At 59.4% G+C, this 16,997-nt stretch carries 16 protein-coding genes; 8 read left to right on the forward strand and 8 right to left on the reverse strand.

All coding sequences use genetic code 11. The annotated features are described in order from the left end of the window. Nucleotides 1-72: 72 nt before the first annotated feature. Nucleotides 73-1,194: a beta-ketoacyl-ACP synthase III gene (locus VOI23_RS01020; RefSeq protein ID WP_323780207.1), complete on the forward strand. Its 1,122-nt coding sequence runs from the start codon at nucleotides 73-75 to the stop codon at nucleotides 1,192-1,194. Nucleotides 1,195-1,233: 39 nt separating this feature from the next. On the opposite strand, the gene VOI23_RS01025 is transcribed toward VOI23_RS01020, so the two are convergent. Further along, nucleotides 1,234-1,815, reverse strand: a complete 582-nt coding sequence (locus VOI23_RS01025; protein ID WP_323780210.1) for a thymidine kinase — start codon at nucleotides 1,813-1,815, stop codon at nucleotides 1,234-1,236. 325 nt (nucleotides 1,816-2,140) lie between these two features. Between VOI23_RS01025 and VOI23_RS01030 the strand changes: the two genes are divergently transcribed. Together VOI23_RS01030 and VOI23_RS01035 are read left to right on the forward strand one after the other, a co-directional pair. After that, nucleotides 2,141-2,596: a hypothetical protein gene (locus VOI23_RS01030; protein ID WP_323780213.1), complete on the forward strand. Its 456-nt coding sequence runs from the start codon at nucleotides 2,141-2,143 to the stop codon at nucleotides 2,594-2,596. 3 nt (nucleotides 2,597-2,599) lie between these two features. Further along, the gene (locus VOI23_RS01035) at nucleotides 2,600-3,517 is read left to right on the forward strand and encodes a helix-turn-helix transcriptional regulator (RefSeq protein WP_323780216.1); all 918 of its coding nucleotides are present in this window, start codon (nucleotides 2,600-2,602) and stop codon (nucleotides 3,515-3,517) included. A gap of 375 nt (nucleotides 3,518-3,892) precedes the next feature. On the opposite strand, the gene carB is transcribed toward VOI23_RS01035, so the two are convergent. Beyond that, nucleotides 3,893-7,222 carry a carbamoyl-phosphate synthase large subunit gene (gene carB, locus VOI23_RS01040; protein WP_323780219.1) on the reverse strand — a complete coding sequence of 1,110 codons (3,330 nt, stop codon included), beginning with the start codon at nucleotides 7,220-7,222 and terminating at the stop codon, nucleotides 3,893-3,895. 352 nt (nucleotides 7,223-7,574) lie between these two features. On the opposite strand from carB, the gene aspS reads away from it, so the two are divergent. Next, nucleotides 7,575-9,425 (forward strand): aspartate--tRNA ligase, encoded by a 1,851-nt coding sequence (gene aspS, locus VOI23_RS01045; protein WP_323780222.1) that lies wholly within the window; start codon nucleotides 7,575-7,577, stop codon nucleotides 9,423-9,425. A 116-nt stretch (nucleotides 9,426-9,541) separates the two neighbouring features. On the opposite strand, the gene VOI23_RS01050 is transcribed toward aspS, so the two are convergent. Both VOI23_RS01050 and VOI23_RS01055 read right to left on the reverse strand, forming a co-directional pair. Next, the gene (locus VOI23_RS01050) at nucleotides 9,542-9,937 is read right to left on the reverse strand and encodes a hypothetical protein (protein ID WP_323780225.1); all 396 of its coding nucleotides are present in this window, start codon (nucleotides 9,935-9,937) and stop codon (nucleotides 9,542-9,544) included. Nucleotides 9,938-9,977: 40 nt separating this feature from the next. Beyond that, nucleotides 9,978-10,277 (reverse strand): hypothetical protein, encoded by a 300-nt coding sequence (locus tag VOI23_RS01055; RefSeq protein WP_323780229.1) that lies wholly within the window; start codon nucleotides 10,275-10,277, stop codon nucleotides 9,978-9,980. On the opposite strand from VOI23_RS01055, the gene VOI23_RS01060 reads away from it, so the two are divergent. The 4 genes from VOI23_RS01060 to VOI23_RS01075 all read left to right on the forward strand — a co-directional run bounded on the left by VOI23_RS01060 (nucleotide 10,271) and on the right by VOI23_RS01075 (nucleotide 14,746). Then, nucleotides 10,271-11,671 (forward strand): DUF1800 domain-containing protein, encoded by a 1,401-nt coding sequence (locus VOI23_RS01060; RefSeq protein WP_323780232.1) that lies wholly within the window; start codon nucleotides 10,271-10,273, stop codon nucleotides 11,669-11,671. The two genes, VOI23_RS01055 and VOI23_RS01060, sit on opposite strands and share 7 nt — an antisense overlap. Before the next feature lie 10 nt (nucleotides 11,672-11,681). After that, on the forward strand, nucleotides 11,682-12,917 hold the full coding sequence (locus VOI23_RS01065) for a DUF1501 domain-containing protein (protein ID WP_323780235.1): 1,236 nt from the start codon (nucleotides 11,682-11,684) through the stop codon (nucleotides 12,915-12,917). Between the two features lie 276 nt (nucleotides 12,918-13,193). Next, nucleotides 13,194-13,418 carry a hypothetical protein gene (locus VOI23_RS01070; RefSeq protein ID WP_323780237.1) on the forward strand — a complete coding sequence of 75 codons (225 nt, stop codon included), beginning with the start codon at nucleotides 13,194-13,196 and terminating at the stop codon, nucleotides 13,416-13,418. Between the two features lie 5 nt (nucleotides 13,419-13,423). Next, nucleotides 13,424-14,746 (forward strand): methyl-accepting chemotaxis protein, encoded by a 1,323-nt coding sequence (locus VOI23_RS01075; RefSeq protein WP_323780239.1) that lies wholly within the window; start codon nucleotides 13,424-13,426, stop codon nucleotides 14,744-14,746. A gap of 91 nt (nucleotides 14,747-14,837) precedes the next feature. Here VOI23_RS01075 and rpmE read toward each other — a convergent pair whose 3' ends face one another. The 4 genes from rpmE to trmD all read right to left on the reverse strand — a co-directional run bounded on the left by rpmE (nucleotide 14,838) and on the right by trmD (nucleotide 16,978). Beyond that, entirely contained in the window at nucleotides 14,838-15,059 is a 222-nt protein-coding gene (gene rpmE, locus VOI23_RS01080) for a 50S ribosomal protein L31 (RefSeq protein WP_212701638.1), read from the reverse strand. Between the two features lie 11 nt (nucleotides 15,060-15,070). After that, nucleotides 15,071-15,454, reverse strand: coding sequence for a 50S ribosomal protein L19 (rplS, locus tag VOI23_RS01085; protein ID WP_323780244.1), 384 nt, complete (start codon nucleotides 15,452-15,454; stop codon nucleotides 15,071-15,073). 283 nt (nucleotides 15,455-15,737) lie between these two features. Further along, entirely contained in the window at nucleotides 15,738-16,073 is a 336-nt protein-coding gene (locus VOI23_RS01090; protein WP_323780247.1) for a YegP family protein, read from the reverse strand. Between the two features lie 101 nt (nucleotides 16,074-16,174). Continuing rightward, nucleotides 16,175-16,978, reverse strand: coding sequence for a tRNA (guanosine(37)-N1)-methyltransferase TrmD (gene trmD / locus VOI23_RS01095; protein WP_323780249.1), 804 nt, complete (start codon nucleotides 16,976-16,978; stop codon nucleotides 16,175-16,177). Nucleotides 16,979-16,997: the final 19 nt, after the last annotated feature.

The following is a 16,997-nucleotide window of genomic DNA, read 5'->3' on the forward strand; positions in this document are numbered from 1 at the left end:
TTCCCCAGGGGCAAGGGTTGACCCAGACCCATCTCTGGGGTGATCTGGGGGACACGTTTCTTGGGGGATCAGATGTATACGCCAGCGATCACCGGAACCGGGGTGTTTACCCCGCCGGAAACCATCACCAACGAAGAACTGGTCGAGGCGTTCAACGCCTATGTTGATCTGTATAACGCAGAACATGCCGACGCCATCGCGGCCGGAGAGATGGCGGCGAAAGAGCATTCGTCGCCAGAATTCATATTCAAAGCCTCCGGGATCGAACGGCGCCATGTAATGGACAAAGCAGGCATTCTGGACCCGGCCCGGATGTATCCCCATCTGCGCCAGCGCAGCGACGACGAACCCGGTATCATGACCGAGATCGCCATCAAGGCTTGCAAGACCGCCCTGGAACAGGCCGGACGTCGCGGGGATGAGGTCGATCTGGTGATCTGTGCCGCATCCAACATGGAACGGGCCTATCCCGCGGTGGCGATCGAAATTCAGAAAGAACTCGGAGCCAAGGGTTTTGGTTTCGACATGAATGTGGCCTGCTCCTCGGCCACGTTCGGCATTCAGGCCGCTGCCGACATGATCCGGGCGGGATCGGTGCGCTGTGCCATCGTGGTGGACCCGGAAATCACCTCGGGCCATCTGGAATGGCGCGACCGCGATTGCCATTTCATTTTCGGCGACGTGGCCACAGCAACCGTCCTGGAACGGGCCGAAGACGCCAAAGGCGATCACTGGATCGTGCATTCGACACGCTGCGCGACTGAGTTTTCAAACAATATCCGCAACAATAACGGCTTCTTGCGCCGCAATCGTCCCGACGGGATGAAGGATCGCCGCGACATGCAGTTCATGCAAAATGGCCGTAAGGTGTTTAAGGAAGTGGTGCCGATGGTGTCGGCCCATATGCTGCAACATCTGGCCGACGCCGGCCACAAACCCGAAGATCTGCGCCGGATGTGGCTGCATCAGGCCAATAAGGCGATGAATGATTTCATTGGCCGCAAGGTGCTGGGCCGCGACCCGGACCGGGACGAACAACCCAATATCCTGCAGGAATATGCTAACACGTCATCGGCCGGGTCGATCATCGCCTTTGCCCAGAATTCCGCAGACATGGTCAAGGGCGATCTGGGGATGATCTGTTCTTTCGGTGCCGGGTATTCTGTCGGATCGGTCCTGCTGGAACGGGCTTGAAAACAGGCGGTCGCGTCCGTGAGGCAATCGCGGGCGCGCCTACTGGTCAGCGACCGCGTCGCGCCAATGGCGACGGCAGAGCGAAACATAGGTTTCATTACCGCCAATCTGTACCTGTGCGCCTTCTTTCAGCGCCTGACCATCCGGGCCCATTCGCACCACCATCGTCGCCTTCTTGCCGCAATGGCAAATGGTGCGGACTTCGCGCATTTCGTCCGCCAGCGCCAGCAACGCGGCTGAACCGGGAAACAGTTCGCCCCGAAAATCGACACGTAGCCCATAGCACATGACCGGCACGCCCAGATCGTCCACTACCCTTGCCAATTGCCAGACCTGTTCTTTTTCCAGAAATTGGGCTTCGTCGACAAAAATGCAAGCGACCGATCCATCCTGCACCCGGCTTTCCAACTTGGCAAACAGATCATCTCCGGGCGCGAACGTGTCGGCATTGCTGCTGATCCCGATCCGCGACGCAACCTTGCCATGCCCGGCGCGATTGTCGAATTGCGCGGTCAGAACATAGGTATCCATGCCGCGTTCGCGGTAGTTGTAAGACGCCTGCAACAATACAGTCGATTTGCCGGCATTCATGGTCGAATAGTGAAAATAGAGCTTGGCCATGGTCGGCATTTACCGTCGGTCACGACCGCAAGGCAAGAGGCAGACTGGCAGGTTCACCGCGTAAATTCCACGATGAACCCGCCCTCCCGTTGCGCACATGTAGGGGATGACGCGCCGGGGTACTCGTTACACCTGCGGGCACACGCCCTGCCCCTGAACGGATCGAACCCCTCATTGTGGTTTCGGTCCAAGAGCAAAGGATCGTCACGCGCAGTGTCCCAACCGAGGCGGGACGCATTAATAAATGACAACTCAGGCACAAGCCAGTAATGGGAATAAGAACAATCAATTCCCCGGCACTGGTCCGGAAAATTCGGGATTAACGATGTCAGTTGTCGCAAGTTATTTGAAAAAACACACCGAAGCTCTGGTCAAGGATGTCGGCATCGAAGCCGCCTGCAAACTGACCGGAAAATCCAAGGCCACGCTGGGTCGCTATTATTCCGATCACAACGATCATGCCGACCGATTCATGCCCGTTGACGCCGTTGCCGCGCTGGAAGAAGCAGCCTCCTATCCACATGTGACCAGCGCGTTGGCTGATCTGCGCGGGGTCACTCTGTCTTATAACCAGAGACGTGAAAACAACGACAAGGGCGGGGTGAATTCCGATGTTATTGCGCTGAGCCAGCGCTTTGCTATGCTGATGGGGGAATATAATCAGTCGATAGAAGACGGTGTGATCAGCGTGAACGAAGCCAAACGGCTGCTGCGGGAAACCTTGGCGTTGCAACAGGTGCTGATCGACATGAAATTGCACTTGGAAGAAGAAAGCGGGTAAGTCATGCCGGCTCCGGACGGGCCAAAGAAGCGCGATCTGCTGGCGGCGGAACAATATACGCCACAGCTTCTGCATGATTTTCTGCGTGACATAGAAACCACCCGCCATTCTGTCGAAGTCTGGAATTTGCTGGTGGGGCTGGGCCGGGAACTGGACCTGCCCTTTGTCGATTTCATTACCGCCAGCAATTTTTCCGAATTGCAGCGCATCCTGTTTGTGCGCACGTCCTACGATTCCCGTTGGCTGGGTCAGGAAAACAAAGATCCCGAGAACGCCAAATGGTCCACCTTCCGCAGCCATGCGGTGCGCCACCTGACACCGGTTCTGGTCGGATTGGAATTTGCCGACGAATATCTGCACCTGCCCGAACGTCGTGTCGAAGTGCTGCGCGAAGCGGCGCGGCGCGGGATGCGGGCTGGGTTTTCGGTGCCACTGCGGGTGAATGCGCCGCCACAGGCCGGGATGATTACTTTTTCCGGTGATCATTCCAAACGGGACATGCTGTTCATCGTTAAGGCGCATGGCTGGGTGTTGAACGTCGCCGCGCTGATTGCGCATCAACGCTATGTGGCGCATTTCGCTGCCGAATTTTTCGACCGCAACCAGATCAGCGACAAACAACGCGAATTGCTGGAACTGATCGGACGCGGTTTGCAGGACAAACAGATCGCTGCCGATCTGAATATTTCGGTTTCCGCGCTGCGGCAGCGGATGCACAGTCTGATGGTCAAAACCAATTGCAGCAATCGCGCTGAAATTGCCGCCCTGGCGATGAGCGCCGGTATGCTTCCCGATCCGCAACGGCCGAAAGATCCCAATTCAGATTATTTCATGGTGCAGATGGACGGTGTCGGGGTCGACCATGTCGAGGTGGTGATTCCGCCGGTAAATCCACCCTGGACCAACAGTGCTGAAGGCTGACGAAAAATAAGAGGCCCCCCTTTCGGGGAGCCTCTGACAGTCTAAAATGCCTTATGAAATGGTCTTCAACCTGTCACTACGAACTGGCCGGAGCCTTCGGAGACTAATCTGGGGATGATAGTGTTTCCGACGCTTTCCTTACCTCTAAAGTATAGGGTATCGGTAGGGGCGCTGTCTTGGGGGAATCTTAACGCAGAGCGCCAAGCAGCCTGCAAATACCTATAGGTATCGCCGATATACCTGTAATTTAATACAGGTAAAAAGTCCGCACCAAATCCAACGCTCGCGCCGTAGCGATCTGAACTGGCGGATACGAATCGAATTCTGACCAGAAACCGCCACCCGTAATATTCAGACGGGCAGCGGCATTCAGGATCAGCCTTGCAGGCTCATCACCCCGAAATCACCTTCGGTACGCGCCTGTATTGCCTGTGCAGCGGCCTGCGCTCCGGCAGCGGTGGTGTAATAGGGGATCTTGTCATACAGCGCGACCGAGCGGATTTCGCGGCTGTCTTCGACCGCCTGAGTGCCTTCGGTGGTGTTCAGAACCAGCGCAATCTGGCCGTCCTTCAACTGATCCACGATGTTCGGACGACCTTCATAGACCTTGTTGACGGTTTCACATTCGATCCCGTTTTCAGCCAGCCAAGCCGCCGTGCCGCGGGTGGCGACAATGGTGAAGCCCTGATCGGTCAATATCTTGGCGGCTTCGACCATCAGCGTGGTCTTGTCGGCATCCTTGATCGAAATGAACACCCGCCCCCCGGACGGCAGATCGGTGCCCGCGCCCAACTGCGCCTTGAGGAAAGCCAGCGCAAAGGACGTGTCCCAGCCCATGACTTCGCCAGTAGAGCGCATTTCCGGCCCCAGAATGGTGTCGACGCCGGGGAAGCGGGCGAAGGGCAGCACCGCCTCTTTCACGCTGAACCACGGCATGTTCGGATCGGCCAGCGTCATCGGGTCGGCCATCGGCAGGGTGCCGGGCTTGGCATCCTTGGGGTACTCGCCGCGGAACGGGAAGTTTTCCATCGGTTCGCCCGCCATCAGCCGCGCGGCGATCGACGCGATGGCGCTGTCGGTGGCCTTGGCAACGAACGGCACAGTACGCGACGCGCGCGGGTTGACCTCGATCAGATAGATATCGCCGTCCTTGACCGCGAATTGCACATTCATCAATCCGACCACGCCAAGCGACAGTGCCAGCGCCTCGGTCTGACGCTTGATACCCTCAATGATCTCTTGCGGCAGCGAATAGGGCGGCAGCGAACAGGCGCTGTCACCCGAGTGTACGCCCGCTTCTTCGATATGCTGCATGATGCCCGCAACATGAACGGTCTTGCCGTCTGACAGGGCATCGACGTCGCATTCGATGGCGCCGCTGAGGTAGCTGTCGAGCAGGACCGGGCTGTCGCCCGACACCACCACCGCTTCGGCGATGTAGCGTTCCAGTTGCGCCATGTCGCGGACGATTTCCATCGCACGGCCACCCAGCACGTAAGACGGGCGGATCACTAGAGGGAAGCCGATTTCTTCGGCGATGGCCAGCGCCTGCGCGTCGGTCGAGGCGATACCGTTCTTGGGCTGTTTCAGCTCCAGCTTGTCCACCAACTGCTGGAACCGTTCACGGTCTTCGGCAAGATCGATCGCGTCGGGCGTGGTGCCGAGGATCGGGATGCCCTCTTCATACAGCGCATTGGCCAGTTTCAGCGGGGTCTGGCCTCCGAACTGCACGATGACGCCGTGCAGGGTGCCGTTCTGCTGTTCCACGCGCAGGATTTCCATCACGTGTTCGAACGTCAGCGGTTCGAAATACAGCCGGTCCGAGGTGTCGTAGTCGGTCGACACGGTTTCCGGGTTGCAGTTGATCATGATGGTTTCATAGCCCGCGTCGGTCAGCGCGAAACAGGCGTGACAGCAGCAGTAATCGAATTCGATCCCCTGCCCGATCCGGTTCGGACCGCCGCCCAGAATAACCACCTTTTTGCGGTCACTGGGCCGCGCCTCGCATTCGACTTCGCCCATCGCAGAGGCTTCGTAGGTCGAATACATGTATGGCGTCTGCGCTTCGAATTCGGCAGCACAGGTGTCGATCCGCTTGAACACGGCGGTGACGCCCAGATTTTGCCGGGCGCGGCGAACATTGGCTTCGGTCCGTCCGGTCAGGATGGCAAGCCGGGCATCGGTAAAGCCCAGCATCTTCAACCGGCGCAACCCGTTCTCGGTGACCGGCAGCCCGTCCTTTTTGACGGCTTCCTCGGCCTCGACGATTTCGCGGATACGGGCCAGGAACCACGGATCGAACATGGTAACGGCGTGGATTTCAGCATCTGTCAGACCGTGGCGCATCGCCTGGGCGATGGTGCGCATCCGGTCGGGGGTTTGTTTGCTGATCGCCTTGATCACAGCAGCCTTGTCCGGCGCGCCTTCGATTTCCACCTCGTCAAAGCCGGTCAGGCCCGATTCCATCGAAGCCAGCGCCTTTTGCAGCGATTCATGGATGGTACGGCCAATCGCCATCGCCTCGCCCACCGATTTCATCGCGGTGGTCAGGTGCGGCTCAGAACCGGGGAATTTTTCAAAGGCGAATTTCGGGATCTTTGTGACGACATAATCAATGGTCGGCTCGAAACTGGCCGGCGTCACCTTGGTGATGTCATTGTCCAGCTCGTCAAGCGTGTAGCCGATTGCCAGTTTCGCGGCGATTTTCGCAATCGGGAACCCGGTCGCTTTCGACGCCAGCGCAGAAGATCGGCTGACCCGCGGGTTCATTTCGATCACCACCATGCGGCCGTCTTCGGGGTTGATCGCCCATTGCACGTTCGACCCGCCGGTTTCGACCCCGATTTCGCGCAGCACGGCAATCGAACCGTTGCGCATGATCTGGTATTCCTTGTCGGTCAGCGTCAGCGCCGGGGCGACCGTGATGCTGTCGCCAGTATGCACGCCCATCGGATCGACGTTTTCGATGGCACAGACGATGATGGCATTGTCGGCCTTGTCGCGCACGACCTCCATCTCGAATTCTTTCCAGCCCAGCAGGCTTTCATCGACGAGAATCTGGTTCACCGGCGAGGCATCCATGCCGGTGCGGCAATAATGGATGTAATCCTCACGGTTATAGGCCACGCCACCGCCGGTGCCGCCCAAGGTAAAGGCGGGGCGAATGATCGCGGGCAGGCCGATGCCTTCCAGTTCGTCCAGCGCGATTTGCACGCCCGCTTCCAGATCGGCGTTGCCATTGTCCTTGACCGGCGCGGTGACGATGGTCGCCTTGGGATTTTCCAGCCCGATCCGGTCCATCGCTTCGCGGAACAGCTTGCGGTCTTCGGCCATTTCGATGGCGTCGCGGTTGGCGCCGATCAGTTCGACGCCGAATTTTTCCAGCACGCCCATGTCGGCCAGTGCCAGCGAGGTGTTCAGACCGGTCTGACCGCCCATCGTGGGCAGCAATGCGTCGGGGCGCTCTTTCTCAATGATCTTGGCGACAACTTCCGGCGTGATCGGTTCGATATAGGTGGCGTCGGCCAGCCCGGGATCGGTCATGATCGTCGCCGGGTTCGAGTTGACCAGAATCACCCGGTAACCTTCTTCACGCAGGGCCTTGCAGGCCTGGGCGCCGGAATAGTCGAATTCGCAGGCCTGGCCGATGACGATGGGCCCCGCCCCGATGATCATGATCGAGGAGATATCGGTTCTTTTGGGCATGGCGGACCTCTTTTTATTTTGCGGGCAGCAGCGGACAGGGGTGAGACTCACCCCGCGCAAATTGTTGCGGGTTATAGACAACGGCGGGCAGGGCGCAAGGGGCATCGGCAAACATCTGTTGCCTGCGACAACACAAGTCGGTCAAAACCAGTGCAAGAGCCGATCTTAGTATAGCGCCACGCACCATCGCGGGGCAATCCTGCGGACTGTAATCGGTCCGGCGAGGGTCAAACGTCGATTTGGCCTGTCTTTTGGGCCTTACGCTTGACATCCGGGGCGCAAAAAGGTGTATCGGCCCGGATGAATTCCGCGCGCGACGGCGCGCTGACGACGCCTGATGAAAGGTCGAACCATGCACGCTTTCCGCAGCCATACCTGCGCCGAACTGAAAAAAACCAATGTCGGTGAAACCGTCCGCCTGTCGGGCTGGGTCCATCGGGTCCGCGATCATGGCGGCGTATTGTTCATCGACCTGCGCGATCACTACGGCATCACCCAGGTGATTGCCGACGGAGACAGCCCGGTCTTTGCCGCGCTTGAAAATGTCCGCTCTGAATGGTGCATTCGTATCGACGGCAATGTGCTGGCGCGCGACGAGTCGCTGATCAACGAAAAGCTGCCCACCGGCGAAATCGAAGTCTATGTCCGCGATCTCGAAGTGCTGGGCGCGGCTGACGAGTTGCCGCTGATGGTGTTCGGCGATCAGGAATATCCCGAAGAAACCCGCCTGAAATACCGCTTCCTCGACCTGCGCCGCGAAATGATGCAGACAAACATGAAACTGCGTTCTGACGTGGTGATGTCGATGCGCAAACGGATGTGGGATCAGGGTTTCCGCGAATATCAGACCCCGATCATCACCGCATCCAGCCCCGAAGGTGCGCGCGACTTCCTGGTGCCGTCGCGTCTGCACCCGGGCAAATTCTATGCGCTGCCGCAGGCGCCGCAGCAGTTCAAGCAGCTGATGATGGTCGCCGGTTTCGACAAGTATTTCCAGATCGCGCCGTGTTTCCGCGACGAAGACCCGCGCGCCGACCGCTCGCCCACCGATTTCTATCAGCTCGACATGGAAATGTCCTTCGTCAGCCAGCAGGACGTGTTCGACACGATCGAGCCGGTGTTGCGGGGCGTGTTCGAAGAATTCGGCGGTGGCCGCAAAGTCGATACCGACTGGCCGCAGATTTCCCATGCCGATGCGGCGCTGTGGTACGGCACCGACAAACCCGACCTGCGTAACCCGATCAAGATGCAGGTCGTGTCCGAACATTTCGCCGGCTCAGGCTTTGCCATCTTCGCCAAGCTTTTGGAACAGGACGGCACCGAAATCCGCGCCATTCCCGCCCCCACCGGCGGCAGCCGCAAATTCTGCGACCGGATGAACAAGTTTGCCCAACAGGAAGGTTTGCCGGGGATGGGGTACATCTTCTGGCGCGAAAAAACAGCTGATTCCGTGGCGCAAGAACTGGGTATTCCAGTGAAAGAGGCACAAGCCAAGCTGAAATCCGGCGAAGTCGAAGGCGGCATGGAAGCGGCAGGTCCGTTGGCCAAGAATATCGGCCCGGAACGCACCGAGGCGATCCGCCAGCAGCTGGGCCTTGGCATTGGCGATGCGGCCTTCTTCCTCGGCGGCAAACCAAAAGCGTTCGAACCTGTCGCGGGCCGCGCCCGCAACGTGATCGGTGAAGAACTGGGCCTGATCGACAAGGACCGTTTTGCCTTTGCCTGGATCGTCGATTTCCCGATCTTCCAGCTGGACGAAGAAAACGGCGGTCTGGATTTCGACCACAATCCGTTCTCGATGCCACAGGGTGGCCTGGACGCGCTGCTGGGCGATCCGCTACACGTGAAAGGGTACCAGTACGACCTGGCCTGTAACGGCTATGAACTGGTGTCCGGCGCGATCCGGAACCACAAGCCGGAAATCATGTTCAAGGCGTTCGAACTGGCCGGTTACGGCAAGGACGAGGTGATGAAACGCTTCGGCGGCATGGTCAACGCGTTCAAATACGGCGCCCCGCCGCACGGTGGTTGTGCCGCTGGCGTCGACCGCATCGTGATGCTGCTGGCGGACGAGGCGAATATCCGCGAAGTCGTCATGTTCCCGATGAACCAGCGCGCCGAAGACCTGATGATGAACGCGCCCAGCGATCCGACCTCGGACCAGTTGATGGAATTGGGCCTGCGAGTTATTCCCCAAGAGTAACCCGAACCGGGTCAGGCAATGGAACCGGCGGTGATTGACCGCCGGTTTTTTATTGGTCCCTCCGGGTGCGTCCATCACTTTGGCTCGATCCGCTGGACCGCCCTGATTGTGAAACCTCAGTCTGTTAAAAGAGGGTTCCGAAGCCACGCCACGGCCTCGTCATAGTCGCGGAAAACCTTGGCCGTTTGCGGCGATCGGTCCGCAAAAACCGAATACATACGCGCCACACCAAATTGTAGATCCCCCGGGCAGTAGAGCGCAGATTTTTTTCCTGACACCCCGTGTTCCCTGAAAAGGGCGTCAAGATATCTCGAAAACTCCCGCAATCCCTCCGGTGTTAGTTCAGAAAAATCGGCGTTGCTTGCATCCGTCAGCGCATTCTGTCCGGGCTTCCAGCGTTCGGATTGGTAGAAGCTGCTGTAACGTTCCATCATTTCGGCATCAGTAATCCGGCCATTCATTTCGATGACGAAGAAGTCCGTGTCTTGGTCTGTATGGAATTCGATCGGCACGGCCTGCCCCCCTCTCTGAATAACTCCGCTTCGGTCCTAATTAGCGCATCATCGGTCGGTAGCAAACGGTGGACCTCAAAAATAGGTCTGTTTCTATTGAAACCATGGCTTGCCGACTTGCCGGGGAAACAGGAATTATGATGCAGTTCCCAAACAAAATGGCGCAAATAATTTTTCCAACGACGGCGACAGGGCGCAACCTGCGCTGGATTTCAAAGGTCGCTCTGACGGCTTCTGGCAAAGAGATGCCGGCCATGTCGCCGGTCACGGTAAAAAGGATGGAATGGCCCGGCACTTGCACTATCTTCGAACGATAGCTGGCGGAGGATACCCGTGACATTCGATCCCATTCTGGCAGAAAAACGGTTTGGCTACGGATTGTCGCCGCGATTGGCGGCACCGGATTCGGTGGCGGATATACTGACCCGGCTGCAAGAGCCTGACGAAATCGCCGTGCGCTTCCAGGTCGAACCGTTTTCGCAATTCCGCGACCGGATGCATCGGGCACAGAGCATCCGCAAGGAATTCAGGGAACTTCGCGGCACCGAAGCGGGCAAGGCGCTGCAAAAACAACTGAAGCTGGTCAAGAAAGACGCGCGGCAGCAACACCGGCACTGGCTGGTGCAAACCATGCTGCGGCGCAGCTGGACCCGCGACGGGTTCCGCGAACGGCTGGCGGCCTTCTGGGCCGATCATTTCACCGCGCAGGGCAAGGCAGGGCTGCTGAAACGCGGCACCACACCCTATATCGAAGAGGCGATCAGACCGCATCTGAGCGGGCGTTTCGCAGATTTACTATACGCCACCACCACCAGTCCGCTGATGCTGCATTATCTCGATCAGGAAAATTCCATGGGCCCCGACAGCCGCAGGGCGCAAAAGCGCGGCATCAAGGCGGGGTTGAACGAAAACCTGGCGCGCGAATTGCTGGAACTGCACACATTGGGGGTTGGCGCGCCCTACAGTCAGGGCGATGTGCGGCAGTTGGCCGAATTGCTGACCGGGCTGACCTATTCGGCGCAGGACGGCACCAAGTTTCGCAAGGATTTCGCCGAACCGGGGTCCGAAACCGTGTTGGGTAAAACCTATGGCGGCGATCAGCCGGGGCTGGACGATATTCGCGCCGTGCTGGAGGATCTCGCGGCGCATCCGGCGACAGCTCACCATATCGCAAGCAAGCTGGCAGTCCATTTCGTGTCCGACACGCCAGATCCCGAACTGGTGCGGGTTCTGGAACAGCGCTACCGCGACACCGGCGGCGATCTGACTCAGGTTTACGACGCCTTGCTGACCCATCCCGCCGCTTGGCAGCCAGAGCCGAGCAATATCAAGCTGCCGGATGAATTCATCGCCTCCACGATGCGCGCTCTGGCGATCGACCCGCAGGTTTTCAGCGCGATCGAAGATGGCGACCAGCATGAAAAACATGTGATCCGCTTGTTCCTGAAACCGCTGCAACTGATGGGACAGCCGTGGCAGGCCCCGCTGGGCCCCGATGGTTGGGCCGAAGAGGATGACGCCTGGCTGACGCCACAGGGATTGTCCGCGCGGATCGACTGGGCGATGTCTGCCCCCGCCAAGATGCGCAATCCGCTGCCCGATCCACGCCACTTTGTCACCGATGCCCTGGGCCGCTGGGCACCCGAACCGGTTCGTTTCGCGGCCAAGGCGGCGGAAAACCGACGGGTCGGGGTCGCCTTGATACTTGCCTCGCCCGCCTTTCAACGGAAATAGGAGCCAGCCCATGACCGTATCGCTGTCGCGCCGCGCCTTTCTGACCCGATCCGCGATCCTTGGCTGCTCGGCGGCGGCCAGCCCGCTACTGACACCGATCAGCCTGGCCGCAGCCCCCTGGGATCAGCGGCTGGTGGTCATCATCCTGCGCGGGGCGATGGATGGGCTGGACGTGGTGCAGCCCTATGGCGATCCGTCCTTTCCCGGGTTGCGCCGGACCCTGTCCGCAGGGCCGGCCGCCGGAGCACTGGATCTGGATGGATTTTTCGCCCTGCATCCCGCGCTGGCACCGCTCTATCCGCTGTGGCAGGCCAATGATCTGGGCTTCGTTCACGCGGTGTCCACCCCTTACCGCGACAAGCGCAGCCATTTCGACGGTCAGGACCTGCTCGAAGCAGGCACCGCCACTCTGGGTTCAGCGGCTGGGCGCGATGGTTGGCTGAACCGGCTGCTGCAAAGCGTGCCGGGGATCGAGGCGGAAACCGCCTATTCGATAGGACATGACAACATGTTGCTGCTGACGGGTGCGGCGCCGGTGGCGAACTGGTCGCCCGACATCAGTCTCGGGCTGAGCCCGCAAGCGGTGCGGCTGGCCGAACTGGTCATGCATGATGATCCGCTGTTCCGCGATGCCTTTGCCGAGGCACAGATGCTGTCGGGATCGATGCAGATGATGGAAGAAAACACCATGATGGCAGGCGGCGAAATGTCTGGCATGGCCACGATGACCCAGCCCCCAAAGGGCAAGGCGAAGGGGATAGATCTGATCGCCGAATTCACCGCCAAGCGGCTGAAGGCCGACACAAGGATCGCGGCGTTTTCCATCGGCGGATGGGATACCCATGACGGACAGCAACGGGCGCTGCCGCGCGCACTGGGCCAACTCTCGCAAGCGATCCTGACACTAAAGGCGGAACTCGGGCCACACTGGAAAAAAACCACGGTTCTGGCGATGACCGAATTTGGCCGCACGGTGCGGGAAAACGGCACCAGGGGAACCGATCATGGCACCGGTGGGGCGATGTTGCTGGCCGGGGGAGCGGTGCGCGGCGGCAGGGTCTATGGCGACTGGCCGGGGCTGAGCGAAGCGGATCTCTATAACCGCCGCGACCTGATGCCGACGCGTGATGTACGCGCCTATGCCGCTTGGGCGATGCGTGGACTGTACGGAATCCAGCGGTCCGTACTGGAACAGACGGTGTTTCCGGGGGTGGATATGGACTCGGATCCGGGGATTTTGCGCTAGTTCAGACTTCCGCTTGTGCGCCTGACATGGCGACGATTGCGGAATTGCCAGGAAAAACACGGCTGAAGAGTGTTTCCAGCGGCACGGCTAAAAATGGCAAAACATGACTGCAAAATGCAAGTATACTATTGCATGTCGGGCAATACGCATTCGTAGCGTGTCGAAAAACGGCTCTGTTTTTCTGCTATATTCGATTCCATGGTAAAAGTGCATCCTTTTCCTTTGCTGGCTATCGGCCTGTTCGCAAGCTTCGGCACGGAGTTTGCGGCCTTTGCTATGAGCCCGTCCGGCCAAAGCGGCGATCCGGTGCTTGTCATCGCCCCGCCTTGGAAAGGTGGGCCGCAAGCCGTCGTCGCCGAAGCAGGCGGCTGGGTTGTCAGCCCGGTGAACGCGCCGATGTCGGTGCTTGCAACCGGGGCTTCGCAGGATGCCTTCAAGTCAGCCGGTGCATGGTTCCTTCTGGACCCGGGCGCCCTTAGTTTTTTTTGTGGCACAGGGTAAATGTTATGACCAAAAAAGATATCTCCTCCGACGTGATCCGCTCGACCAAAGTGGCCCGCGCAGTCGCTATAGGCATGATGCCCTTTCCACCACTTGCCGCGATCATAATTGGCGGTCCCCTTTCAACGGTGCTGACGACCGCTGTCATATTCGGCCTGATGGCGTTGATCGTTCCAAAGGTGGATGCCAAATCACAACCCTCGATTCTGGCGGTTGCGCTAATTGGGCAATGTATCGCCTTTACAGCGGCCTTTGCCGGACATGCCTGGCAGATCGACACCCATATGACCTTCTTCGCGGTGTTGGCCATCGTCGCCACCATGTCCGATATCAAGGCCCTGCTGCTGGCCGTCGTTGTTACGGCCGCGCATCACTTGCTGCTTGGGGTATTCCTGCCGGCGCTGGTGTTCCCTGAATCGGCATTGCTCGCTACCATCGAACGGGTCCTGTTCCATGCTGCCATCGTCGTGCTCGAAGCCTCCGTGCTGCTTTGGTCGATGATCCTGAGCCAAAAAGCGCGGCGGGAAATCGAAGAAACCCGCGAAACCGCTGCCCAAAGCGCCGCCGCTGCGAAGGCAGCCCAGCAAGAGGCCGAACAGGCACGGGAGCTGGCCATCGCCGCCGCCGACCGTACCCGCCGGGAAGGTCAGCGCGCGGCCGTCGCGGTCGAACAGGTATCGGTCGCGGCCAGTGCTGCTGCGGAAAGCGCTGCCAATGCGCGGGGTCTGGTTGCCACCGCCAAGGACGATGCAGAAAAGAACAGCGAAGTGGTGAACCGCACCCGGACCGCCATGGAGGCGATCGAGGAATCGTCCTCGAAGGTCGTCAATATCGTGGGCGTCATCGACGATATCGCACGGCAAACCGATTTGCTGGCATTGAACGCGGCGGTCGAATCCGCGCGGGCAGGCGACGCCGGTCGTGGCTTCGCGGTCGTGGCCAGCGAAGTCAGAAAGCTGGCACAGCGGTCGGCGGATGCTGCCAAGGAAATCCGCAGCCTTGTCGCCACATCGTCGCAGCAAGTGGCCCAAGGGGTCGATCTCGTCGGCGAGACCGGTCAGGCCCTGTCGCGCATCGTGACATCGGTATCCGACCTGAACGAGCTGATGGTCGATATCGCCACAGGCGCCGCCAGTCAGGCGGAGGGTCTGGAACAAGTGAATGTCGCGATCACCCGCATCGACAATATCGACAGCAACGACATTGGCGATGATTATGAAACGTCGTCGGAACTGCCGCCTGCTCGGTTCGATCTGAACCTCGAAGACGGATCTGACGACAGCGCGTCTGAAGAGGTGGATTTCAAACCGGAAGGCAAGGCCGCCTGATCAGATCCGGCGACACCGTCAAATGACCACCCCGCACAAACAAAAAGCCCCGCCAATGGCGGGGCTTTCTTTTCGTCGGTCAGGAGAGAGCTTAGAAGCCCAGACCTGCATATTTGTTCTTGAACTTCGACACGCGGCCACCAGCGTCCAGCAGGCGCGAAGTGCCGCCGGTCCATGCCGGGTGAACGGTCGGATCGATATCCAGCGCCAGAGTGTCGCCCTCGGCGCCCCAGGTCGAGCGCATGGTCAACATCGTGCCGTCGGTCATCTTCACTTCGATGAAGTGATATTCGGGGTGAATGCCTTCTTTCATCGTTCCGCTCCTTACGCTTCTGCGCCCGATTTGGGCTTGTAGTTGGCAACTTCTGCGATACGGGCGGATTTACCGCGACGCTCACGCAGATAGTACAGTTTGGCGCGACGGACGCGGCCACGACGGACAACCTCGATCGATTCGATGTTGGTCGAGTAGAGCGGGAACAAACGCTCCACGCCTTCGCCGAACGAAATCTTGCGGACGGTGAACGACCCGGCAATGCCAGAACCGTTTTTACGGCTGATGCAGACGCCTTCGTAGTTCTGCACCCGGCTGCGGGTACCTTCGGTCACTTTGTAGCCGACGCGGATGGTATCACCGGCTTTGAAATCGGGGATGGTTTTCCCCAGGGCGGCGACTTGTTCCGCCTCCAGCTGTGCGATCAGATCCATCTGATCCTCTCCTATTTTGCTTGCGGTTGTCCCGCAAAGGTGATGTGCCGTCCTCAGAGCTCTTGGCCTTCGACCGGGTCCGCTTGAGCGCCCGCCAGAGTTCAGGTCGTTCTTCTTGTTCGCTATCGGGTGGTCGTTGCTGATGCCGAAGAAGCACCCCTTCCATACCCAATATGTCCGACAGCCGATTCCGGCTCCGAACGGGCGGTGTATAGGGGTGGGAGGGAACAGGATCAAGGCCTTTCTGCGGCAATGGCAGAAAGGCCTTGATCGGTATCTTGGATCAGGCCGTCAGGTCTTTGACATCCGCGTCCGGCGCATTTTTCTTGACCGATTCAATGCCGTTGTCGCGCCCCGAAGTGCTTTCATAGCTTTCCGAGGTGCCGATCACCTGGCCATTGGTGGCCTTGAGGTTGAACATATGCTTGCCCGCCTTGGTTTCCTTGCGTTCATACCGCGCGTCCTCGGGGGCGTTTTTCTTGACCGAAGCGATGCCATTCTCGGCGCTGGCGCGCTGCTTGTAGCCTTCACTGGCCAGAATGATTTCGCCATTGCCCGCCTTCAGACGGAACCGAAATTCCCCGGCCTTGTCGGTATAGAGTTCGAATTTACCAGCCACTGCTCAATCTCCTGTAGTCAATGTCACCTGTCCGAACTATTCACCAGCGAAGGGCGGGCTGCAATATTTTGTTGAGGCAACGCGGGGCAAAGCGCTGCGCTTCAGCCTTTTTCCGGATGTTTCTTGCAATAGGCGTCCCACATGTCGGGGCGGCGTTGCTGGGTCAGCTTCTCGGACATCTCATGCCGCCAGTCTTCGATCTTGCCGTGATGGCCGGACATCAGCACATCGGGGATTTCCAGCCCGTTCCATTCTGCGGGGCGGGTGTATTGCGGGTGTTCCAGCAATCCGTTGGAATGGCTTTCCTCCTCGATGCTTTCGGCATTGCCCAGAACCGACGGCAGCAGCCGCACCGTGGCGTCGATCATCGCCTGCGCCGCGATCTCGCCCCCGGTCAGGACGAAATCACCCAACGACACCTCTTCGATGCCGTAATGGTCCAGCACCCGCTGATCGACCCCTTCGAAGCGCCCGCACAGCAGCGTCACGCCATCGCGCCCGGACCAGTCCCGCGCCATCGCCTGATCGAAGCGTCGGCCGCGCGGTGACAGGTAGATCAACGGCCCATTACCCCGCGCACGCCGCAGCGTGTGGTCGATCGCATTGCCCAGCACATCGGCGCGCAGCACCATGCCAGCGCCGCCACCGGCGGGCGTATCATCGACATTGCGATGCTTGCCGATCCCGAAATCACGCAGATCGGTGGTTTCCAACTGCCACTTGCCGTCCTTCAGCGCCTTGCCGGTCAGGCTTTCGCCCAGCACGCCCGGGAAGGCCTGCGGGAACAGCGTGATGATGCGCGCGGTCCAGACACCGGCAAGGGTCGGTGACGGGGTCATCAACTGCCGGGGTGTCACCGACAGTTTGATAGATTTGCGGCCATGGGATTTGGGTGTGTCAGTCATAGCGCGATCCTAGCGGGTT

It is taken from the genome of Thalassovita sp. (assembly GCF_034670005.1).
Classification (GTDB): domain Bacteria; phylum Pseudomonadota; class Alphaproteobacteria; order Rhodobacterales; family Rhodobacteraceae; genus Thalassobius.